Origin of the sequence: Limnoglobus roseus (assembly GCF_008254045.1) — a bacterium.
Classification (GTDB): domain Bacteria; phylum Planctomycetota; class Planctomycetia; order Gemmatales; family Gemmataceae; genus Limnoglobus; species Limnoglobus roseus.
Genome location: NZ_CP042425.1, coordinates 6303502 through 6326237 on the forward strand (window position 1 = coordinate 6303502; position 22736 = coordinate 6326237).

At 63.2% G+C, this 22736-nt stretch carries 11 protein-coding genes and 1 pseudogene; 2 read left to right on the forward strand and 10 right to left on the reverse strand.

From position 1 onward, the window contains the following. Position 1 precedes the first annotated feature (1 nt). On the reverse strand, positions 2–1264 hold the full coding sequence (locus PX52LOC_RS26625; protein WP_149112937.1) for a hypothetical protein: 1263 nt from the start codon (positions 1262–1264) through the stop codon (positions 2–4). Further along, positions 1254–1898 carry an RNA polymerase sigma factor gene (locus tag PX52LOC_RS26630; protein ID WP_246173477.1) on the reverse strand — a complete coding sequence of 215 codons (645 nt, stop codon included), beginning with the start codon at positions 1896–1898 and terminating at the stop codon, positions 1254–1256. Before PX52LOC_RS26630 ends, PX52LOC_RS26625 begins: the two co-directional genes overlap by 11 nt. Before the next feature lie 258 nt (positions 1899–2156). Here PX52LOC_RS26630 and uvrA point away from each other — a divergent pair, with 258 nt between their 5' ends. Then, positions 2157–9029, forward strand: a complete 6873-nt coding sequence (gene uvrA / locus PX52LOC_RS26635; RefSeq protein WP_149112938.1) for an excinuclease ABC subunit UvrA — start codon at positions 2157–2159, stop codon at positions 9027–9029. 6 nt (positions 9030–9035) lie between these two features. Here uvrA and PX52LOC_RS26640 read toward each other — a convergent pair whose 3' ends face one another. Next, a complete protein-coding gene (locus PX52LOC_RS26640; protein WP_149112939.1) occupies positions 9036–11555 on the reverse strand; it encodes a hypothetical protein in 2520 nt (839 codons plus the stop codon). Between the two features lie 413 nt (positions 11556–11968). On the opposite strand from PX52LOC_RS26640, the gene PX52LOC_RS26645 reads away from it, so the two are divergent. Next, positions 11969–12361 carry a hypothetical protein gene (locus PX52LOC_RS26645; RefSeq protein ID WP_149112940.1) on the forward strand — a complete coding sequence of 131 codons (393 nt, stop codon included), beginning with the start codon at positions 11969–11971 and terminating at the stop codon, positions 12359–12361. Here the strand turns inward: PX52LOC_RS26645 and PX52LOC_RS26650 are convergent. The 7 genes and pseudogenes from PX52LOC_RS26650 to mnmG form a co-directional block, all read right to left on the reverse strand. Beyond that, a complete protein-coding gene (locus PX52LOC_RS26650; protein ID WP_149112941.1) occupies positions 12306–15797 on the reverse strand; it encodes a pyruvate carboxylase in 3492 nt (1163 codons plus the stop codon). The genes PX52LOC_RS26645 and PX52LOC_RS26650 overlap by 56 nt on opposite strands. Positions 15798–15973: 176 nt before the next feature. Continuing rightward, entirely contained in the window at positions 15974–16957 is a 984-nt protein-coding gene (locus tag PX52LOC_RS26655) for a DUF1573 domain-containing protein (protein ID WP_149112942.1), read from the reverse strand. A 204-nt stretch (positions 16958–17161) separates the two neighbouring features. Continuing rightward, complete coding sequence (locus PX52LOC_RS40960) at positions 17162–17599, reverse strand: ComF family protein (RefSeq protein WP_168219220.1); 438 nt, start codon at positions 17597–17599, stop codon at positions 17162–17164. Between the two features lie 87 nt (positions 17600–17686). Continuing rightward, positions 17687–17893: pseudogene (locus tag PX52LOC_RS44090) on the reverse strand (double zinc ribbon domain-containing protein); the annotation flags it as partial. A 50-nt stretch (positions 17894–17943) separates the two neighbouring features. After that, positions 17944–19575, reverse strand: coding sequence for a sensor histidine kinase (locus PX52LOC_RS26665; RefSeq protein WP_149112944.1), 1632 nt, complete (start codon positions 19573–19575; stop codon positions 17944–17946). A gap of 81 nt (positions 19576–19656) precedes the next feature. Further along, positions 19657–20238, reverse strand: a complete 582-nt coding sequence (locus tag PX52LOC_RS26670) for a response regulator (RefSeq protein ID WP_149112945.1) — start codon at positions 20236–20238, stop codon at positions 19657–19659. Between the two features lie 620 nt (positions 20239–20858). Beyond that, entirely contained in the window at positions 20859–22694 is a 1836-nt protein-coding gene (mnmG, locus tag PX52LOC_RS26675) for a tRNA uridine-5-carboxymethylaminomethyl(34) synthesis enzyme MnmG (protein ID WP_149112946.1), read from the reverse strand. Positions 22695–22736 lie beyond the last annotated feature (42 nt).

Here is a 22736-nt window from a genome sequence, read left to right on the forward strand (position 1 = left end):
GTCAGCCGTTGCTCGGGCGGACGACGATCATCACGGGTACCGTGCCGGGTTTGCGGTCCTTGCGGAGTTCGTGGAACTGCTTCACGTCCTTCGAGAGAGCCGGGTGAACACGGACGAGCGGCGGCAAGTACGTCAACAGGATGGCGGGTTTCGCCGGGTCGCCCTTCTGAATGGCGCTGGTCACTTGTTCCAGCGTCTTCGACGAAATGTGGGCGTTTGCTGGTGGGTCTTGAAGCTTCTTCGTCAACCCGAGATCGATCCCCAGGAGTTGTTGCGTCTCCTTCTGCTCGTGCGCCGTTGCCGCCAGAACGTGGGAGATACCGAAAACATTGCCGGACGGTGAGGGGGCCGCCTCGGCTTCGGCGGCCGCGCCGAGCCATTTGGTGATCTCGGCCGGCGTGAGCGCGTCGGTGTAGACAATCCACGTCGAGGGCATCTTGCGCTTCATTCGCTCGCCGGCGATGGTTTCCACAATGAGGTTGAGGTTCACAGACTTGCCGGCTTGCGTCAGCAGTTCGACGGCGCGGGCGGAATCCTTCGCGAACAGATCGACCCGGGTGGCGGCGTTCAAGCCGAGGCGCTCGCGGAGGGCATTTTGCGAATCGCTGTTGGCGAAATCGGCGAACGGGCTGAGCAGCGGCAACTTCACGGCAACACGGTCGAACGCCTTGACGTCGCTGCCGAACGAGGGGGCCGTGAGCAAGTCCGCAGGCTTCGGCCCCGGCGAACTGTCGGCCGTTTTCGGCGGGGCGTCATTGGTGACGACGACCGCGGGCGGCATGGGAGGGCCGACGGGTTGCGTCGCTTCCGGCGATTCCGTGTCGGGTTGCTCGTCACCCATCGGCGGAGTTAGACGATCCGGCGGCGTGAGGCGCAGATCGTCTTTCGGGAGTTGCTGAAGTTGATTCTTCGCCAACCGTTGCGGTTGTTGGGAACTGGCAAGCCAGTGGGCCCCTGCCCCGACGGCTAATAAGAAGGATGCGGCCATCCCTGCCGGAACCAAGGCCCGCCGGAACGGGTGGGCGGGCTTCGGCGCGCGGGGGATCGCCTGAGGAATGTGCGCCTGAATCGAGGCCCACAGGTCTTGGGGGGCGGCGGGCCGTGCGAGGGACCGCAAGCGTTCTCGATCGGCCAAGAGGGCGGCGTAAAGGGTCGCCGCCGTCTGCGACCGGGCCAGCAGTTCGCGAAAAGCCTGCCCTTGCTCGGGCGACAGTTCTCCGTCGACGGCGGCGGTGATCAGTTGCTTTTCGAGTTCACTCGGCATGACTTTGGGTTGTCCCCACTCCCTGAACCGACCCCGCCGCGTCCCCGGTGAGTTGGTTCGGTTTCCCGGCCGTTTCCGCACCGGCTTCCAACAAGGATCGCAATTCCAGCCGTGCCCGGTGCAACCGGCTTCGCACAGTCCCGATCGGCACGCCCATCACCTCGGCAATGTCCTCGTACTTCAAGCCGTCGAGGTCTTTCATCACCAACACGGCCCGGTGCTCGGTTGACAGTCGGCGGATAGCCTCGTGCAACTTCGCCTCGTCCTCGCCTTGTTCGAGCGTGTCCCCCGGCCGGACCCCGTGGGACTCGTCTATCGGCTCGGCGACCGGCTTGCCGTTCCGCCCCGTATCGAGGCTGGCCGTCGCCTTCTTTTTCCGCTTCTGGCTGATGGCCGCGTTAAACGCGATGCGGTACAGCCAGGTAAAAAACTCCGAATCCCCCTTGAACGACGCCAGCGATTGGTAGGCGTTCAGGAAGGCGTCCTGAACCACGTCATAAGCGTCTTCGGGCGTGTCGGCGATTCGCAGGGTGGCGTGGTACAGCCGGTCCTGGTAGCGCAACACCAGTTGTCCGAACGATTCCGTCCGGCCTTTCAAGCACTCAGCAATCCAGAGGCGCTCATCGTTATTCACGGCATACGCCAATTTGACGCCGGCACGGGGAAAAGAGTTCCCGCCCTCCTCAGATTCCCTGCCATCTGCACTGTAGTTGAAAGGCGAGCTCCCGTCGAGAGTTGCGGTTTGGTAGTCGCGTTCATACCTCGTGCGGCAGGAGCGGAACCCCTCCGGCGGGGTAACCTGCCCGGTTTGTGACTTTTGTGCCGGTTGTGCGGTTGTACAAAGGTAGTGTGCGTGTGTATCCTAACCCTGACTCAGGAGGTCAGTCCGGGTATGGAAAGCCAGAACATTGTCGTCCGCGGTGCGCGGGAACATAACCTTCGGAACGTCAACCTCGAACTCCCTCGAAACAAGCTCATCGTCTTCACCGGCGTCAGCGGCTCCGGCAAAAGCTCGCTGGCCTTCGACACGCTCTACGCCGAAGGGCAACGGCGGTACGTCGAGTCGCTTTCCAGCTACGCACGCCAGTTCCTCGGCCAACTCCCGAAGCCGGACGTGGACTACATCGGCGGCCTGTCGCCGGCGATCAGCATTCAACAGAAGTCGGCCAGCCGGAATCCGCGGTCCACGGTGGGGACGATCACAGAAGTCGCGGACTACCTCCGCGTGCTGTTCGCCCGCGTCGGGCAGGGCCATTGCGCCAAGTGCCAACGGCCGATCACCGCCCAGACGCGCGAACAAGTCATCGGCCGGATTCTCGCGCTGCCGGAGCGGACGCGATTCCTGCTGATGGCCCCCGTGGTTCGCGGGCAGAAGGGGGAGTTTAAGGACTTCTTCGCCGACATGCTCAAGCGCGGCTACGTCCGCGCCCGCGTGGACGGCCAGGTGGTGAAGCTGTCGGACGATCTGAAACTCGACAAGCGGATCAAGCACACCATTGAGATCGTCATCGACCGCCTGGTCGTCGAGTCGCGAGTGCGGCCGCGGTTGGCCGAAGCCGTCGAACAGGCGCTGTCCCTCGCGGACGGGGCGGTCATCGTCTCGGTGGAAGCGAAAGACGGCACGGCAGAAGACATCCTCCTCTCGGCGAACTACGCCTGCACGCACTGTAACATCAGCTACGAACCGCCGACGCCGCAGTTGTTCAGTTTCAACAGTCCGATGGGGATGTGCCCGGAGTGCGACGGCCTCGGGACGAAGTACAGTTTCGACGCCACCCTGCTCCTCCCCGACCCGACGAAGAGCATTCACGAGGGGGCGATCACCCTGCTCGGCTCGTTGAAAAGCATGGGGCGATGGCGGCGGCACATTTACGAGGGTGTCGGCAAGTCGTTCGGCATCGACCTGAAGCAACCGTGGGAGGAACTTCCCCCGGAACAGCAAAACCTCGTCTTGTACGGGAGCGGCGACCGGCACGTCGTCTGGGAGTGGAAGCAGCGCGGCGGTAAGGTCTGGAAGCACGGCGGCAAGTGGGAGGGCGTGATCCCGCAACTGGAATCGCAGTTCAAGAAGGCGACGGCCGGGCCGCGGCGGATGCAGCTCGAAAAGTACATGAGCGTGATGAAGTGCCCCGCCTGCAACGGCCAGCGGCTCAACCCGCAGGCCCGGTCCGTGCGCGTCGGCAGCCGGACGCTGATCGAACTCGGCAAGATGCCGATCGGCGACCTCGTCCCGTGGTTCGACGCGATGGAAGGCGAACTGTCCGCCGTCCAACGGCACATTTGCGGGGAGTTGCTGAAGGAAATCCGCGCGCGCCTCGGCTTCCTCCTGAACGTCGGCCTGCACTACCTCAGCCTCGACCGCCCTGCCCCGTCCCTCTCGGGCGGCGAGACGCAGCGCATCCGCCTCGCCGGGCAGATCGGCAGCGGCCTCGTCGGCGTGCTGTACATCCTCGACGAGCCGAGCATCGGCCTCCACCCGCGGGACAACATCCGCCTGCTGCGAAGCCTCGAACGGCTCCGTGACATGGGCAACACCGTCCTCGTCGTCGAACATGACGAGGACACGATGCGGGCGGCCGACTACCTCGTCGACTTCGGCCCCGGCCCCGGCGTGCGCGGCGGGCAAATCGTGGCAGCGGGTTCGCCCGCGGAAGTGTTCGCCAACCCGGACAGCCCGACCGGCCAGTACCTAACTGGCGCGAAGGAAATCGCCATCCCGAAGGAACGCCGCAAGGGGAACGGCCAGGCCATCGAGGTCATCGGTGCACGGCACAACAACCTGAAGAACGTCAGCGTCAAGATTCCCCTCGGCCAGTTCGTCGTCGTCACCGGCGTCAGCGGCTCCGGGAAGTCGTCACTCGTCAACGACATCTTGATGGAAGCCCTCGCCACGCCGAGCAAACCTGAGTCGGAGGAGGACGGCGACGAGACACTCCACTCGATCGGCGAGCACGACGAGATTCGCGGCCGCGAGTTCATCGACAAGGTCATCGACATCGACCAGACGCCGATCGGCCGGACGCCGCGGTCGAACCCGGCAACGTACATCAAACTGTTCGACGAAATCCGTCAGCACTTCGCGCTGATGCCCGAGGCCAAAGTCCGCGGCTACAAGCCGGGGCGGTTCAGCTTCAACGTCCCCGGCGGCCGATGCGAAGCCTGCCAGGGCAACGGCTCGAACCGGCTGGAGATGGACTTCCTCGCAGACGTGTGGGTGACGTGCCCGGTGTGCGAGGGCCACCGCTTCAACCGCGAAACGCTCCAGGTGAAATACCGCGGCAAGTCGATTCACGACGTGCTCGAAATGGAAGTCCTGCAGGCCCTCGAACACTTCGAGCACGTCCCGAAAATTCGCCCGATGCTCCAGACGCTCCACAACGTGGGGCTCGACTACATCAAGCTCGGTCAACCGTCGCCCACGCTTTCTGGTGGCGAGGCGCAGCGCATCAAACTGGCGAAGGAACTGTGCCGGGCGAGCACGGGCAAGACGCTCTACATCCTTGATGAACCGACGACCGGCCTGCACTTCGAAGACATTCGCAAACTGCTCGACGTACTGCACGGCTTCGTCGCGGCCGGAAACTCGGTGCTGGTGATCGAGCACAATCTCGACGTCATCAAGACCGCCGACTGGCTGATCGACATGGGGCCGGAGGGCGGCAGCGGCGGCGGCACGGTCGTCGCCGTCGGCACGCCGGAGGTGATCGCCAAGACCGACGCCTCGTACACCGGGCACGCCCTCCGCCCCCTACTCTTCCCCGTGCCGAAGAAGAAGACCCTGAAGAAGGATAAGGTCGAGGCGAAGCCGGTCCACGAGCGGATCACCCACCTGGAAGTGCAGGGCGCGCAACAGCACAACCTGAAGAACGTCTCGGCCCGCATTCCGCGCGAGAAGATGAGTGTCTTCTGCGGGCCGTCGGGGTCCGGCAAGTCGTCGCTGGCGCTCGACACGATCTACGCCGAGGGCCAGCGGCGGTACGTCGAGTCGCTGTCGAGCTACGCCCGCCAGTTCCTCGGCCAAGTACAAAAGCCAAAGGTCGAGCACATCACCGGGCTGTCGCCGGCCGTGAGCATCGAGCAGAAGACGACGAGCAAAAGCCCGCGGTCCACGGTCGGCACGATCACCGAGATTTACGACTACCTCCGCATCCTCTATGCCCGCCTCGGCCAGCGGTACTGCCCGAAGTGTCAGGTGCCGATCGGCACACAGACTGCGGACGAGATCGTCGAGAAAATTCTCGGTCTGCCGGAAGGGACGAAACTGTACGTGATGGCCCCGCTCGAACGCAAGGGCCAGGAGAAGTACGAGACGCTGTTCGAAGAGATTCGGCGGGCCGGGTTCGTGCGGATGCGAATCGACGGCAAGTCGTACAACCTCGACGAACCGCCGGTCATCGACCACAAGCGCAAGCACCGCGTCGAGATCGTCGTGGACCGCAACGTCGTCAAGGCCGGCACGCGGACGCGCATCGCGGAGGCGGTCGAACAGTCGCTCGACCTCGGCCGCGGCGTCATGCACCTCGCGTACGTGGAAGCCGACAAGGACGAGACGCAGTGGCGCGTGGAGCGGTACTCCCAACACCTCGCCTGCGATCAGTGCGGCACAAGCTATGAGCACCTGAACCCGCACAACTACTCCTTCAACAGCCCGCTCGGCTGGTGCCCGACGTGCGAGGGCCTCGGCTCGCAACGCGGGGCGAACGCGAACTTGCTCGTCGGCGACACGTCGAAGTCGCTCCGCGACGGGGCGATCACGGCGTGGCCATCGCTCGCCGCCGGCGGCGCGTGGTTGCCGTTCGCAGAAGCACTGGCGAAGCACGCCGGCTTCTCGCTCGACACGCCCTACGTCCGGCTCTCGCCCGAACACCAGCGGGCGGTCATGCACGGCACCGGCGAAGTCTGGCTGAAGATTGAGCCGAAGGCGAAGAATCAACGCGAGCCACGCTTCCAGTACAAGGGCTTGTTCCCGAGCGTGGACGAAGCGTCCCGCGTGAGCTTCGTCTACCGACAGCGGCTCGACCATCTTGTGGACGAAGTCCCCTGCTCCACCTGCCAGGGGTCGCGGCTGCGGTCCGACGCGGCCGCCACACAGTTTGCGAACCACACGCTCGGCGACCTCGGCGGCCTACCGCTCCGCGATTCGCTCACACTCTTCAACACCCTCAAGATGTCGAAGACCGAGAAACAGGTGGCCGGCGAAATCCTCCGCGAGATCACGAACCGGCTGAAGTTCCTTGTCGATGTCGGCCTCCATTACCTCTCGCTGTCGCGGCCCGGCCCCACCCTCTCGGGCGGCGAGGCGCAGCGCATCCGGCTGGCCTCGCAGATTGGCAGTGGGCTGACGGGCGTGCTGTACGTCCTCGACGAGCCGACCATCGGCCTCCACCCGCGTGACAATCTGCGATTGTTGAAGGCGCTCCACCACCTACGCGATCTCGGAAATACGCTCGTCGTCGTCGAACACGACCGCGAAGTGATCGCGTCGGCCGACCACCTGCTCGATTTTGGGCCAGGCGCGGGCGATCAGGGCGGCGAGATCACCGCGTCGGGTCCGGTCAAGCAGGTGTTGAAGTCGAAGGACTCGCTCACGGGGAAGTACCTCGCGGGCAGCCTGGCGATTCCGGTGCCCACCAACCGCCGCGTCGTGAGCGAACCGTTCGCCACAGACCACCCGACCCCGGAGGAGATCGTCGCCCGCGCACCGGCCGGCGCGGCCATCACCATCGTCGGGGCGCGGCAAAACAACCTCCGCAACCTCGACGTGAGTATCCCGCTCGGCGCGTTCGTTGCGGTGACGGGCGTGAGCGGGTCGGGGAAGTCATCACTCATCAACGAGGTGCTGTACAACACGCTCGCCCGCAAGTTGAACCGCGCCCGCACTGCCGGGTCCGCCGTCGATGAAATCCTCGGCCTGGAGAACGTCGATAAAGTCATCAACGTCGATCAGGATCCGATCGGCAACTCGCCGTCGTCGAACCCCGTCACGTACACCGGCGTCTTCGACCTGATCCGCGAACTCTTCTCGCGGCTGCCCGAGTCGAAGGTCCGCGGCTACCACCCCCGCCGCTTCAGCTTCAATCAGAAGGGCGGCCGCTGCGAGGCTTGCGAGGGCATGGGGCAGAAGAAAATCGAGATGCACTTCCTGCCGGACGTGTGGGTCGAGTGCGACACCTGCCACGGCAGCCGGTACAACCCGGAAACGCTGGCCGTGAAGTTCCACGGCCGGTCGATCTCGGACGTGCTCAACCTGCGAATCACCGAGGCCCTCGAACTGTTCGGAAACATCCCGAAGATTCGCATCGTGCTGCAAACGCTCGCCGACGTGGGCCTCGGGTACATGGCCCTGGGCCAACCGGCACCGACCATGAGCGGTGGCGAAGCCCAGCGCGTGAAGTTGGCCGCGGAGTTGGCCCGGCCGAGCACCGGCCGCACGATCTACGTGCTGGACGAGCCGACCACCGGCCTGCACTTCGACGACGTGCGGAAGTTGCTCGACGTGTTGCACCGCCTCGCGGACATGGGGAACACGGTCGTCGTCGTCGAACACAACCTGGACGTGATCAAGTCGGCCGACCTGGTCATCGACGTCGGCCCCGAGGCGGGCATCGGCGGCGGGCAGGTCGTCGCGCAGGGGACGCCGGAACAGGTCGTCGCCCAGGGGCAGTTGCCGGGCGTGGTTTCGCACACGGCGACCATTCTCGCGAAGGTTCTGGCCGACGGGCCACACCAGAAGCGAGAGAAGTTCGACCCGAAGAAGGCGCTCGCGGCCAAAGTCGGCGACATCGACATCGCGCAAGTCGGCGACGACGCCCTGCTGCCCTGGGAGGAAGACGGCAAGCGGTGGCACACGAAGGACCGCGTCACCAGTACCGGCAAGCCGTGCAAGTGGGACGGCGCGACGCTGTCGTTCGTCGAGGAAGAAGTCCACAAGCTCGGCACCTTCTCCGACACCAACTGGAAGCACCGCAGCGTCGTGGAGGTCGCGGCCGAGGTGAAGTCGCACGGTTGGTTCTTGCACGCCCTGACCGGCCACGAGGCGTATCTGAAGCTCGTGTTCCGGGTGGCCCGCGGCACCTTCAAGGAAGCCGACCTCACGGCGGCACTTGCGTTACCGCCGCTCAGCGACACGCCGGGGTTGGAGGGGTACGCCCGTGACGGCAACCGCGTCGAGATTTCAACTTCGCCCGGCTTGCAGCAGGTCGTCGTGATCGTGCATAAGTTGGATGACGTAAAGACGCCAGCGTTCTTCGCCTTCCTCAAGAAAGCGGCCGAGTCGTTCCGAGGGTTGATCAATCCCGATCAGAAGGGCGTGGAAGATTACATGCCCTGGAAGAAGGACGGCGAGAAGTGGCACCTCGGCGAGAAAGGCTTCCCACCGGGCAAGAAGCTGAAGTGGGATCGGGGTGCCCTGCCCCTCTTGCTGAAGCTCGTGCGCGACTCGGCCCCCGACGTGGAGGTGAAGTGGGACAGCCGCGATCACATCCTCTTGAAGTTGCCGGGTGCCCCGAAAGCGTTCGCATGGTGGCGGACGAAAGAAGCGAACGCGCTCGTCTGCAATTTCGTCATCCGCGTCGGGCAGTTCAACCTCGCCCGCGTCGAGGGGTTCAGCCGAAACGCGGAACTGACCGGCGACCGCACCGATAGCACGCAGGTGCTCAAAATGGAGTTCACCTCGCCCGAGATGCTTCGCTCGAAAGCGTTCCTGACGTTCCTCGCGGAATACCTCGCCGGCTTCCGCGAGGCGTTCGCCAAGGCGGCCGTCTGACCGGCGTCACGGCGTGAGGACCAACTTGTTCAAGAAGAGCAAGGACCGGTCGCCGTGCTCGTAGAACTGCTCCAACATGAATTCCAGGTCTTGCTTCAAGACTTGGGCCTTGTACCCACGGGGAATGTCGCTGTTGATCCGCACCTTGACGGGCTTCGTCCAGTCGATCATTTCGCGGTCGAGGCACACGGTGACGGTCTTCAGGCCGCGGCTGGTGATCTTGATCTCGTTCCCCTGAAAGATGTCCGCTTTGATTTCCGCGGGCGTAAACCCGCCCTTGCGCCCGTTCTGCAGGTTTTGAACATTGATTTCGTCGGAACCGACCCAGTAGAAGCGATTGTCTTCTTTCCGCATCGTCATGAACGGCTCGATCGCCGCCGCGTTGTTCAGGCGTAATACGCCGGTGCCGGTGATGCGTTTCTTGACCCGCAGCCAGTCGAACATCAGGTGTAAGTCGCCACTGAACCATTCGGTCGCGCGGCCGCGGTAAACACTGGCGATCCCCGGATAGCCGCGGAAGACCCACTCCTCGTATATCTTTCGCGTGTTCTCCAGCCCGGACCCGGCCATCGCGCCGAGGGCAACGTAAACGGGAAGCTTCTGACAGTTTCGCCAGTAGTGCAGGAAGTTGGGCGCCCACCTCGGCGTCGGCCCCATCGCGAGCAAGCCAGCGAACAAGTCGGGGTGGGACGAGCCGACGTCCATCGCGAAGTTCGCCCCCTGGGCGAACCCGAACAGGCTCACGCGGTCGTTGTCCACCTGGTAGTGCCGCATCAGGTCGCGGACGGTGTCCAACACCTTGTAGTGCTGGTCGCCGGTCCAATCGTAGGCCTGGTCGAAGCCGTTGATCCAGAGCGGGGCCGCGAGGATGAAGCCGTTGCGGTCGGCCTCGTAGGACAGCCGGCTGATCATTTCTTCCGGCGGCATCGTGGCGTGGGAGAGGGCCACGATCAAGGGGTAGGAACGGCCGTGGTGGTACTCGGCCGGCAGGCGGACCAGGTAATCGACCCCGGCGGCGGCGGCGGCAACCGGGCCGGTGTTCCGGCGATAAATGCCCGCCGCAACCTGGCTACTGGGCGGAATCAGCACGCCGCCGCGGTTGACGAGGTCGTCCGGTTGCGGCGGCGGGAGGTACTTGATGAGCTGCGACACCACGTCCGGCGTCACGGCCTTCCCCGTCTTTTGCATCTGATGAAAAAGGGCCCGCCGCTTGTTCAGAATGGTCTCGTTCTGGTAGGCCAGAAGCGTTTCGCGCCACTGCCAGAGGTGCAGGGCGTTCTCCGCGTTGTTGTCCGCACCGTTCGGCCCCATGACCCAACCGCTGATCGCGAGGGCAATCAGTTCGTCCGGTCGCTTGCCCGACTTGCCGGCCGCGGTTTGGCGATCAGTGTCCTCGGCCAGCTTGCGGAAGATGTCGATGCGGTCCGCGTTGTCGGGGTGTAGTTCGGCAACAACGTGGGTGCCGGCGACGATCAACTTCTGAGATTGCTCGGGGAGTTGCTTGAGGGCGGCGAACGCGCCGAGGCCGCCCCCGGCCGCCCCGGCGGGCAACACCTTCATGCCGGACATGCGCTCGACGGACGCCGCGAGAAGGCGTTTCGTTTTCTCGTAGGCGGGCTGAACGATTTCGAGTTCCGCCCGGAGTTTCGTGAAGCGGTTGGTCAATTCTGCCGTCGCCGACTTGGCGTCGAATCGCGCGAGTAACTGTTTCCCGCCCTCGTACCGTGCGGCCTGCTTCGCGACTTCGAGTTCGTCGACCACGAGTTTGGCCTCGGCCTTGGAAAGACTCGCCTCCAACTTGTCGAGCGTTTCCGTCTGCTCCTTCGTCCACGTTCCGGGGATGTCCTTCTTGGCCCGCGCGACCTCCGCACGGGCGGCGTCCAGGAAATCGCCCTGGTAAAAGAAATTCGCGATCAACAGCCGCTTGGTCGGATCGGGCTTGCCCTTATCGTCCAAGTCCGGGTGGGTGGTGAGCAAACTGCGGATGGCCTCCGGGCCGAGTTCCCGCGTGGAAATGTAAGGGTTCCAGCGGTGGCTCTTCGAGACGATGACCATCCGCTGGGGGCCGAGAACCCGGATGACTTGTTGCATCTCGTCGAAGCTGCCGTTCGGCAGGTTCAGGCGAAACTTTCGCTGCCACTTCTCGTCAAAATTGGGCGCCTTGAACTGGGCCATCGCAGGCAAGTCTTGCATCACCGCGTTCGGGAAAGCGTCGCGGGTGTACTCCTTCAAGTCTTCCAGGCCCTTGATGTCCTTCTGAACTTCTACCGCCTGCTTTTGGTGCCGGGAAAAGATCCACCACCGCAGGCCGTCGTCGATAACGTCGAACCCCTTGACCTTCGGAACCTTCAGCATGAACCCGTTCACCGGGTCGTTGATTTGTTCCTGCTCCTTGAAGAGCGTGCCTTCGATGTAAAAGCCGTCGCGGAAGATCACTCGGTCGACGGCCGAGGCGGTGAGAGTTGTCAGGCCCGCGAGGAAGAGGACCGCGAGCATCGAGGACCGGCGAAAAGAGCGGCGGGACATGGCGCGGGCCTCTCGATACGGAAGGTAAAGGCGTCAGGTCTATTGTTCGCGGCCCCAACGCCGCGTCAAGCGCGACGTTGCAATTGGGACGGCGGTATCGGACAATAACAAAGTCGGGAAATCGAAATCGCCGTAACTGGACGTGTAACGGATCAGCCGCTCGCGCGTTGGAGAAAAGAATGCCCATTCAATTCCGGTGCCCGGCCTGTGACCGTATGTTGGGCATTGCGCGCCGGAAAGCGGGGACGGTTGTGAAGTGTCCGCGGTGTGCCGCGGAGGTTCGGGTTCCCGCGCTCGCAGGCATGGCCGTCGAAACGAACGGCCCAGTCGGGGCCGCCCCCGCCATCCCCAAAGGGGGATCGAATTCGGCCAACGGCAGCCGGGCGAACGGGGCTAAAAGTAAGCCCCCCGCCGTGGCCCCGAAGAACGTGGACTCGCTGCCGCTGTTCGAACGGCCGGACTTTGAATCGCTGCTGAACCCAGCGATCGAGAGCGCCAAGCCGCGAGCGGAAGAGGAGGCCGAAGCTCCGAAAGAAGCGCCGCCGATGGCCCGCGCGCGTCGATCAGCGGAAATCGAAGAAGCGATCGACGTGGAGGCCCTGCCCGACGCCTTCATGCTGACGCGCTCGCATCTGACGCTCGCGGCCGTGGTCATCGCCGTGCTGATGAGCTTCGCGTTCGCAGCCGGCTACTTGCTCGCCAGTCCTTCGGGAAGCCCGAAGGAAAAGGAGAAAGAGAAACGGGCCGCCGTCACCCCTCGTACCGAATCAGCAAATCCCCGCCCTGCACTTGCGAGCCGGGTTTGACGACCACTTCCGCGATCTTGCCGGCCCGCTCGGCGTAGACCGTCGTTTCCATCTTCATCGCTTCCATCGTGAGCAATTTCTGGCCGGCCGCGACCTCCTCGCCGGCCTCCACCGTGACCGCCACCACGGCCCCCGGCATCGGCGCACCGACCTGAAGCGGGTTGCCACTCTCGGCGATCCGCCGGACCGCCAAAGCCGACTTTGCCAGCGAGCGATCTTCGACCATCACTTCCCGCGGTTGGCCGTTCAACTCGAAACCGACCGACCGCCGGCCGTCGTCGTGCGGTTCGCCGACGGTCAGAAAGCGGACGATCAGCGTCTTGCCCGGCTCGATCTCGACACTGATTTCCTCGCCCTTCTGCATCCCGTAGAAGAACACCGCCGTCGGCAGCACGCTGAGGTCCGAGTAGCGGTTCTGCTGCTCCGCGAAGTCGAGGAACACCTTCGGGTAGAGGAGGTACGACACCAAGTCTTGATCCGTCGGCTTGCGAAGAATCTTCGGCTCGATCAGCTTCCGGGCGGCCTCGAAGTCGGCCGGTGGGAGGGTCGCACCGGCTCGTTCGGTGAACGGCTTCTTGCCCCGAAGAACGCGGGATTGCAGTTCCGGCGGGAAGCCCCCCGGCGGCATTCCAAGTTTGCCCTCGAAGAACTCGACGACCGACTCGGGAAAGGCAATCTCCTTCTTGGGATTCTGCACGTCTTGCGGCGTCAGGTTGTTCGCGAGCATGAACAGGGCCATGTCGCCGACGACCTTCGAGGTCGGTGTCACCTTGACGATGTCGCCGAACAGTTGGTTGACGGCCGCGTAGGTGCGGCAGACGTCCGGCCAGCGGTCGGCGAGGCCGAGCGACTTCGCCTGTTGCATCAGGTTCGTGGCCTGACCGCCCGGCATTTCGTGCAGGTAAACGTCCGCCGACGCGGCGAGTTGACCGGCCTCGAAGGGGGCGTACGCGCCGCGGACTTTGTCCCAGTAGATGGCCGTCTTCTGCAAGTCGTCGAACGACAACCGCGGGTCTCGCTCGTGGAATCGCATCGCTTCCGCAAGGGCGTTCAGGCTCGGTTGAGCCGTCACGCCGGAGAGCGGGGCGAACGCACAATCGACGATATCCACGCCTTCCTCGGCCGCCATCATGTACGCGGCAATCTGCCCGCCGGCGCTGTCGTGGGTGTGGAAGTGGATGGGCACGCCGACCTCTTCCCGCAGGGCCTTCACCAGCTTCCGGGCGGCGTACGGCTTCAGCAGGCCGGCCATGTCCTTGATGGCGAGGAAGTGCGTGCCGAACTTCACCAACTCCTTCGCCAGATCGACAAAGTACTTCAGCGTGTACTTGTCCCGCTTCGGGTCGAGGATGTCGCCGGTGTAACAGATCGCGGCCTCGGCGAGGCCATTCGTCTCGCGGACGGCTTCGATCGCCATCCTCAGGTTCGGCGTCCAGTTGCAGGCGTCGAAGATGCGGAAGACGTCCATGCCCGCGTTGGCCGACTCCTTGACGAACGCCTTCACGACGTTGTCGGGATAGTTCGAATAGCCGACCGCACTGGCCGCCCGGAGGAGCATCTGGAAGAGGATGTTCGGGACGCGCTGCCGCAGTTCGGCGAGGCGGTCCCACGGCGACTCCTTGAGGAACCGCATGCTCGTGTCGAACGTCGCTCCGCCCCACATCTCCAGCGAGAAGAAGTCCGTGTGCCGCCGGGCGTACTCCGGCGCGATTTGGAGCATGTCGAAGGTGCGCATCCGCGTGGCGAGGAGCGATTGGTGCGCGTCCCGCATCGTCGTGTCGGTGATGAGCAACCGCTTTTCGTTCCGCACCCACTCCGCGAACTTCGCCGCCCCGAGCTTTCGGAAGCGGTCCCGGGTGCCTTCCGGAAGGTTCGTTGGCTTCACCGAGGGCGGCGGCAAAGCCGGGACTGCGGGGGTCGTGGTACCCCCCTTCCCCGCGGTAAACTCCACAAGAATCTTGCCCTTCACCTCCGGGTGGCCGTTCACGATCACGTCGGCGATGTACGCGAGAAGTTTCGTGGCGCGGTCCAGACGCGGGATGAACTTGAACAGTTCCGGCGTCTCGTCGAGGAATTTGGTCGTCACGCTGCCGTCGAGGAACTGCGGGTGCGTGACGAGGTTCAGCACGAACGGGATGTTCGTCTTCACGCCGCGGACGCGGAATTCTTGCAAGGCCCGCTCCATCCGGCTCGCGGCATCGACGAATCGCAGGCCGGACGCCGTCACCTTCACGAGGAGGGAATCGTAGTACGGCGTGATGACCGCCCCACCAAACGCCGTGCCGCCGTCGAGGCGGATGCCGGGGCCGCCCGCGGAGCGGTACGCGGATAGCCGCCCGTAATCGGGGGTGAAGTTGTTCGCGGGGTCTTCAGTCGTAACTCTGGCCTGAATCGCATACCCGTGCACCTTCACGACCGATTGGTCGCCGAGGCCGATGTCCGGGTGCGAGAGCGGCGCCCCCTGGGCGATGAGGATTTGCGAACGCACGATGTCGTAGCCGGTCACGACCTCGGTGACGGTGTGCTCGACCTGAATCCGCGGGTTCACTTCGATGAAGTAGAACTCCCGCGAGTCACTGTCGTACAGGAACTCAACGGTGCCCGCGTTGTCGATGCCGACGGCGTTGCCGACCGCGAGGGCAGCGTCGAGGATTTGCTGCCGCACGTCGGCGGGCAGGTTGGGAGCCGGGGCGAGTTCGACGACCTTCTGGTGCCGCCGCTGAATGGAGCAGTCTCGTTCGTACAGGTGGACGAGGCTACCATGCCGGTCGCCGAGGAGTTGGACTTCGATGTGCTTGGCGCGCTGTACCAGCTTTTCGAGGAACACATCCGAGATGCCGAACGCCGCCCCCGCCTCGCGTTGGGCCGATTCCACGGCCTCTTGCAACTTGTCCGCGGTCATCACCGGTCGCATCCCCCGGCCGCCGCCGCCCATCGCGGCCTTCACCATGACGGGGTAACCGAGCTTTTCGGCGAGGACTTTCGTGGCTGCGATCTCCGACACCGGCTTGTCACTGCCGGACAGGATCGGCACCTTCGCTTTCTGGGCAATGTGCCGGGCTGAAACCTTGTCGCCGAGGGAATCAAGGATTTCCGGCTTCGGCCCGATGAACGTGATCCCGGCCTCCGCGCACGCCCGCGCGAACGCGGCGTTCTCGCTGAGGAAGCCGTAACCGGGGTGGATGGCATCGACGCCGACTTCTTTCGCCAGGGCCACGATGCCGGGAATGTCGAGGTACGCGCGGATCGGCTCGCCGGGCTTGCCGACGCGGTAGGCTTCGTCGGCCTTGAAGCGGTGCAGTGCGAAGCGGTCTTCGTGGGAGTAAATCGCGACCGTGCGAATGCCCAACTCGTGGGCCGACCGGAAGACGCGGATCGCGATCTCGCTCCGGTTCGCGACGAGCAACTTCTGGAATTTCTTGAGAGGTATCGACATATCCAACCCTTCCCGGTAGTGCGTCGCCTAAAAGATACGACTTCGGCCCGCCAACCAAAAGAGCGGGACGCGCGGGTGCGAAGAATTCGACCAGTCACGGAGTGGTGTTTACACTGCCAACGAAAAAACCGGCGACCAGACGGTCACCGGTTCGAAGTTTTGCATCCATCGAAGAGTTACTTGACGACCTTCGCCGTGAACGGGATCGTCACCTTCGGCATTTCCTTGTGGTCGGTCAGGACTTCGAAGCTGCGGTTGAGATCGCCGGCCTTGGTCGGCTTGATCGCGAACAGAAGCGTGTGAAGGGCCCGCGATTCACTCGACTCGGACTTCACGGCGACCTCATCATCGCCACCTTTCACTTCGAGGATTTTGAAGTTCTGGCTGCCCTGCAACATCAGCTTTGATTCGAGCTTGCTGCCCTCTTTGATTTCGCCGACCTTGACCTCTTCCGGCGTCACGGCGATAGCCGTGGTCACGTTCACCGTGACGGGAACGCGGACCTTTTCTAGCCCCACGGCATTCGTCTTCAGGTACAGGTCGGACGTCCAGTTGCCGACGGGGCAGTTTTCGTCGAGGGTGGCGGTGACTTCGAAGGTCACTTCACTCGGTTGTCGGCTCAGAAGTTTCGCGGTCCCGGTTACGAACTTACCCGTGCTCGCGACTTCGGTGATGTTCCAGTTGCCGTGATTGAACAGGGTCACCTTCATCTTGGCCGACGCGGTCTTGCCCTTCTTGACGTTGCCGATGGCCAGCACTTCGGGCGAAAAAACCAGGTCGTCCCGGGCAATGGATTGAACCTTCAGCGTGACTTCTTCGAGGTTCGGGCTGAGGAACGGCACGTACACGAGAACCGTCTTCAAGACGTTCGCCATCGGGATGCGGCGGGTGTCCATGTACGCCGCCACGGCCGTCGATTCGTCGGGGGCCAACTCACTCTTCAAGACGCTCGCCGAAACGCAGCCGCAGGACACGCGAGCGGTGCCGAGTGTCACCTTGCTCTTGCTCGTGTTCTTGATGATGAAGTAGTGCGTCAGGATCGGGCCGCGTGGCGTCGGTCCGAAGTCGACTTCGGACTCGGAAAAGTAATCCTTCGCGCCCGCGTTGGCGTTCAGCGCCGCCCCCACAAACAACATCAGCCCGAAAAGAAGTCGTCGCATGGTAATTAACCCCCAGGTGGTGTTCAGTTTTCCCCAGACCGAACGCCCCAATCCACAAAATATCTGGTCAGGACCGTTCCCAGCATCTCAGTTTCTCATTTCCCGACTCACTTTTTAGAGTGGGCCGGGCCGCAGATCGGCCACGTTCGACAGCACCCTCGCCCGCGGCACAGGTGTCACTCATCCCATCCGTTCTGCGTGTCGTTACCGGTGGGCGAGGACGGCGGCCCAAACTTGCGCGGCTCCGGCGGCCTTCAACGCCCGAGCGGCCTCGTGACAGGTAGCCCCCGTCGTCAGGACATCGTCAACTAGCATAACCCGCCGATCCTTCACCTGGCACCGGCGAGTCACCTGAAACGCATTTTTCAGATTCTCCCTCCTCATGGCCGGCGATTGGGTGAACTGTTTGGGCGTGCGGCGTGTCCGCTTGAGCCAATTGTCATGACAGGGCGTGTTCAGAACGTCCGCCATCGAGTGTGCAATCGCACTTGGCTGACTGTACCCCCGGACGATTCGTCGGGACCAGTGGAGCGGAATCGGTATGAGAACGTCGATGGCGAGGAACAAGAACTTTTCGCGGTCCCTCCCAGCCCAGATCGACCCGAGCGTCTCGGCCAAAATTTCACCCGATTGATCTTTCATGGAAATGATGGCCTCGCGGAGCGGGCCATCGTAACTGCCAAGCCGCATAGCTCCTTCGAATTGGAATCGTTCCGTGCGGCACTTGTCACAGCCGTCTTCGGCTGCAACATGTGGGCCAATCGTACTGCAACAGCGGCGGCACGTGGGCACGGAATCATTGATAATGGACCGTTCGCAGGAGGTGCAGAGAGAGTGAGACGTCTGCCGATCAAAGGGACTGCTACAAAGTAGACACGTCGGGGGGTAAACCAGGCGATCCAGCCCGCGGAAGATTTCGTGAAGGCTCGAAAACATGCGTTCCACCTCGCCCGTATCGCGAAGTGTATGAAGGGATCAGAGATACTTTAAGCGAGTTTGCGGGCGTTGGGGAGACTGGTTCCCACCGTTGGGAAGGTCAGTTCAAAGCGTGTTACGCCTTCTAGGGCGTGTTGATAACTCAGTTCGCCGCCGTTGATGTTTGCCAAACGCCAAGCGGTAGCCAAGCCGAGACCCCGCCCCCGCCCTGCCGACCGGCCGGAATAAAACGGGTCGAAGAGGTGCGGCACGGCCGCCTCGCTCGGACCCGGCCCGGTGTCCTCGATCCCAACCACGACTTGGCCGGCGAGCGTGTGGTAGCGTATGCCAATCTCCCCGCCGGGCGGGACGGCATCAATCGCGTTCTGTAGCACCGCGTGCAATGCCTTCCGCACTTGTCCAAGATCGAAGAAGCACGTCGCGGATTCCCCTGGAGTTTCGCACGTCAGGCGGATGCCTTTCACGGAGGCTTGAGGTTGGAAGTCGGCGACCGTGATGGCAATGAACTCCGAAAGGTCCACGGCCGAGCGGTTCGGGGCCGCTGGCCGGGCGTACTGCATCAGTTCGCGGACGATGTCACTGATCCGCGTGGACTGGCGGATGATGGAGTCGAGTGCCTTCCGCCGGTCGTCGTCGGTCTCGTTCTTTTTCAACCGCTGTGCGTTGCCCGAAATCACCGCGAGAGGATTGTTGATCTCGTGACCCGCCCCCGCGGCCAGTTCCGCCAGACCGGAAAGCTTGGCATCCCGCACGGCAATTTCAAACCCGTCGCGCAGGTCGGCCAGCAAGCGATAGAGACGATCAACCTCTTGTTCCGCCCCGCGTAAGCGATTCTCCTGCCCGGCACGCCGGGCGCGGGCGGTCGCTCGCAAGAGTTGCGGGAGGAGCCGAATCGTCCGCGGGTCTTCACCCGAAGCGGAGGAATTGCGGTCTGAAACGACCGGCACGGCCTTTTGTTGGTTCGCCGAAGGAGTCTTCAGCCAACCCGCGCCGACATTTTGCGAATCCAGCTTTTCGACGGCCGCCCGCAGGATGCGCGTCATGTCGGGGTCGGCCCCGCACCGCACCGCATCCGCCACGCTCAGGGAGAGCGTTGTGATGCACGCGCTCACCCAGGCCGGCAACCGCCACTTCGCGCAGAGGCGGCGGACAATTTCTTCTTGTGAGAGGCCCCACGTCGCCCGCTGAACGGAATACGGCTCCTTCAGGAACCGCGAATCGCGACCGCAAGCCTCCACGGCCGCCGGGTCCATCGTCGCGACTGCCCACCAACCGAGCGGGGCAATCAAGCCAACGGCCGCCGCCGCGTCCGGCGAAACGGTCCCATCGGCTTCGGCCAATTCGCGGGCCACACGGGCGAGTTGAATCGAAACGGAACGGACTTGTTGGCCGACCGGATGTGTCGGGTTCAACCAATGTCGGGTGTGACTTTCGAGTAACTTCGAAGCCGCCTCTGCGACAACGGATTCTCGCAAGGACGCGAACGTAAAGCCGTCGAGCGTGGCGGCCGAACGGGCGTAGCGCAAGGCAAGAAGAACCAGCCCGACATCGTTCGAGAGTTCTGTGAGCGGTGCCGGTTCGGACGTGAGTTGGATCAGTGCATCGGCCGACGGACAAAGCCACGGCAACCTTGCCGCCGCTTCACCGACCAGTTCCTGGTCTTGCCGTTGCACTCCATGCATGAGAGAAGCACCTAAGCTCGAACCCGTTCGACGGAACCCAAGTTTGGATTCCCAACGAACGGGTTCGGGAACCGAGCCAAATTAAACAACCGTCGGGGCTTCCATTTCCAGTTGAACGCACATCCGCTCGATCAGCACGTCGATGTCGAACGGCTTCTGCACGAAGTCGTCGGCACCGGCCAACTTCAACTCTTGGATGCGGTCTTCCATCACCTCGCCGCTGATGCAGATAATGCGGACTTCTTCGAGGTTCTGGTCGGCCCGCACGCGGTGACAGACTTCCTTGCCGTTGATGTCCGGCAGGTTCACGTCCAGCACGATCAGGTCCGGGCGGTACTCCTTGACCATCATCCCGGCGTCGAAGCCGTTGGCGGCGACCTTCACTTCGAACCGGCCGTCGTCCAGCAGGCCGTGGGTGATGATGTCAACGATTTCCGGCTCGTCGTCCACCACCAGCACCTTCCGCTTGCCGCTTTCCAGCGCGTCGGTCGGGATTTGATTGTCCTTCATGAACTTGTACAGGGCTTCACGGGGGATCCGGCGGAATTTCGATCCCGGAACCCGAAAGCCTTTCAGTTGCCCATTGTCGAAGCAACGGATGATCGTTTGCTGGCTGACCTTACAGATCTTCGCCGCTTCGCCGGTCGTGAACACCGTCTTCATACGTCGTCCACCCTGCCGGCTCCGGCCGGCTCGCGTGTGTTTGGTTCGTTCGACTCAACCCACCACGAGTCGGCGACCGAACCTGGAAACCATCCGTGGGAACCAAAACCGATTCCCTGGCGAGCGCCCGCAAGTTCCAGCGGACGTTCAGCGCAGGAGGGGGATTACGGGGTCAGGACTGCGCTAGGGGTTTGACTAACTTGAACAGACACGGGAAGTCTGTTATTCAAACCGCCGCAGGGAATATAACCGGCAATCCTTGCCTGTCAACGCGACTCGACCTGGTCAACTCGCCTTAACTGGTTTTCGGGACTAGGCTTAGTGAGCACAATCCGAAGCAATTGCCGACACTCCACAGCTTCGCCAATCCATTCCACTCGTCCCGCTTGCCCTCCTTGGCCATTCTAACTGCGGCGTGGGGTGATGTTGAAGATCGGAAGAGGTACAAAACACCCAATCGCTAAAGTCGGCATATTCTGCCATCTTTACCAAGTTGGAGTACAGTCAATTCTTCCCATTTTCTCGAAACACCTTTGACCTCGTCGAGAAGGCCGACGGTGTCAGGTAAATCGTCGCAACGGACGACGGCTTACCCAACCGCCGGAGGGGCGTATACCCACTCATTCCAAATAAAACAACAGCACTGCCAGGTCTGCCGGGGTGATGCCACTGACGCGGCTTGCTTGCCCGATGTTGGCGGGCCGAACGCGGTTCAGTTTCTCTCTCGCCTCGATGCGCATTTGCGGCACGGCCGTGAAGTCGAAGTGGGCCGGGATACCCTTGTTCTCCAGCTTGCGGAATCGCTCGACCTCCGTGGATTGTCGGTCGATGTAGCCGCTGTACTTCGCTTCCAACACGACTTGCTCGACCACATCGGGACGACCATCCCAGGCTCGCAGTGCCGGAGATCGTTCGCAAAGTTGTTCCCACGATACTTCGGTTCGTCGCAGCCACGTGGCGAGATTATCGCCCTCAGACTTCGTGGTCTTCAAGAACTGCTGGAGTTCCGCAATCCCCTGCTCTTTCGCTTGCAACCGCTGCCACGCCTCCTCGCCTACGCTCCCGACCCTACGACCCGCAGGCGAAAGTCGCCGATCAGCGTTGTCGTGCCGCAACAGCAAGCGGTACTCGGCCCGTGACGTGAACATTCGGTACGGCTCGTCCACGCCTTTCGTGACGAGGTCGTCGATCAGCACGCCGATGTAGGCCTGACTACGGTCGAGAACGAGCGGTGCTTCGCCCTTGCACTTCAGGGCGGCATTCAGGCCCGCCATCAGCCCTTGTGCGGCGGCTTCCTCGTAGCCGGTCGTGCCGTTAATCTGACCCGCGAAGTAAAGCCCAGCGACCGGCTTCGTTTCCAGTGTCGGGTGCAACTGCGTCGGCGGGGCGTAGTCGTACTCGACTGCGTACCCCCACCGCATCACCTCGGCGTTCTCCAACCCCGGAATGAGCTTCAGCATCCCCTGCTGCACGTCCTTCGGCAGACTCGTGCTGATGCCGTTGCAGTAATACTCGCGGGTGTTCAGCCCTTCGGGTTCGAGGAAAATCTGGTGCGAGTCCTTCGCGGCGAATCGCACCACCTTATCCTCAATGCTCGGACAGTACCGCGGCCCCGACGACTTGATCTGCCCGCTGTACATCGGTGCCCGTTCCAGGTTCGCCCGGATGAGTTCGTGGACGCGCTCGTTCGTCTCGGTGATGTGACAGACCATCTGCGGAACCGTGATCGCATCGGTGCCAAAACTGAACGGTCGGGGAACCGTATCACCGGCCGAGACGGCGAGGTTTGAGAAGTCGATCGTCCGCCCGTTCAGGCGGCAAGGCGTGCCGGTCTTGAACCGGGCGAGTTCGAAGCCGGCGGCCGCGAGGCTGTCACTCATCGCCTCGGCCGAATTGTCCCCCGCCCGGCCGCCCGTCGTCTTGGCTTCGCCCGTGTGCATGAGCGCCTTGAGGAACGTCCCGGTCGTCAGGATGACGGCCGAGGCGAGGTAGCGGGTGTTGCCACGGGCCACGACCCCGGCGACTTTCAGGGTTGCGAGCGTGCCACTGTCCTTATGCGGTTCGAGCAACAACCCCTCGACGAGTTCCTGACGGAGCGTCAGATTCTCCTGGTCCTCCACCCACTTCTTCATCGTGAACTGATAAAGCTTCTTGTCGCACTGCGCCCGTGGCGAGTGCATGGCCGGACCTTTCGAGGCGTTGAGCATCTTGAACATGATGCCCGACTCGTCGGTGCAGCGGCCCATGACGCCGCCGAGCGCGTCGATCTCGCGGACGATCTGCCCCTTCGCGACGCCGCCGATGGCCGGGTTACAACTCATCTGTCCGACCGCGTCGGCGTTCATCGTCAGGAGGCACGTCTTCATTCCCAGCCGTGCCGCGGCCATCGCCGCCTCGGTCCCGGCGTGCCCCGCTCCGACCACCACGACATCGAATCGAAATTCCAGCGAACTCACGGCAGCCCTCACGGTTCGTTCCCACGTTACAGAGATTGTACC

Coding starts and splice junctions, on each gene's coding strand:
- PX52LOC_RS26640 (WP_149112939.1), bottom strand. CDS start 11,555: ATGTCCCGCCGCTCTTTTCGCCGGTCCTCGATGCTCGCGGTCCTCTTC.
- PX52LOC_RS26650 (WP_149112941.1), bottom strand. CDS start 15,797: ATGTCGATACCTCTCAAGAAATTCCAGAAGTTGCTCGTCGCGAACCGG.
- PX52LOC_RS26655 (WP_149112942.1), bottom strand. CDS start 16,957: ATGCGACGACTTCTTTTCGGGCTGATGTTGTTTGTGGGGGCGGCGCTG.
- PX52LOC_RS26670 (WP_149112945.1), bottom strand. CDS start 20,238: ATGAAGACGGTGTTCACGACCGGCGAAGCGGCGAAGATCTGTAAGGTC.
- PX52LOC_RS26625 (WP_149112937.1), bottom strand. CDS start 1,264: ATGCCGAGTGAACTCGAAAAGCAACTGATCACCGCCGCCGTCGACGGA.
- uvrA (WP_149112938.1), top strand. CDS start 2,157: ATGGAAAGCCAGAACATTGTCGTCCGCGGTGCGCGGGAACATAACCTT.
- PX52LOC_RS40960 (WP_168219220.1), bottom strand. CDS start 17,599: ATGAAAGATCAATCGGGTGAAATTTTGGCCGAGACGCTCGGGTCGATC.
- PX52LOC_RS26665 (WP_149112944.1), bottom strand. CDS start 19,575: ATGCATGGAGTGCAACGGCAAGACCAGGAACTGGTCGGTGAAGCGGCG.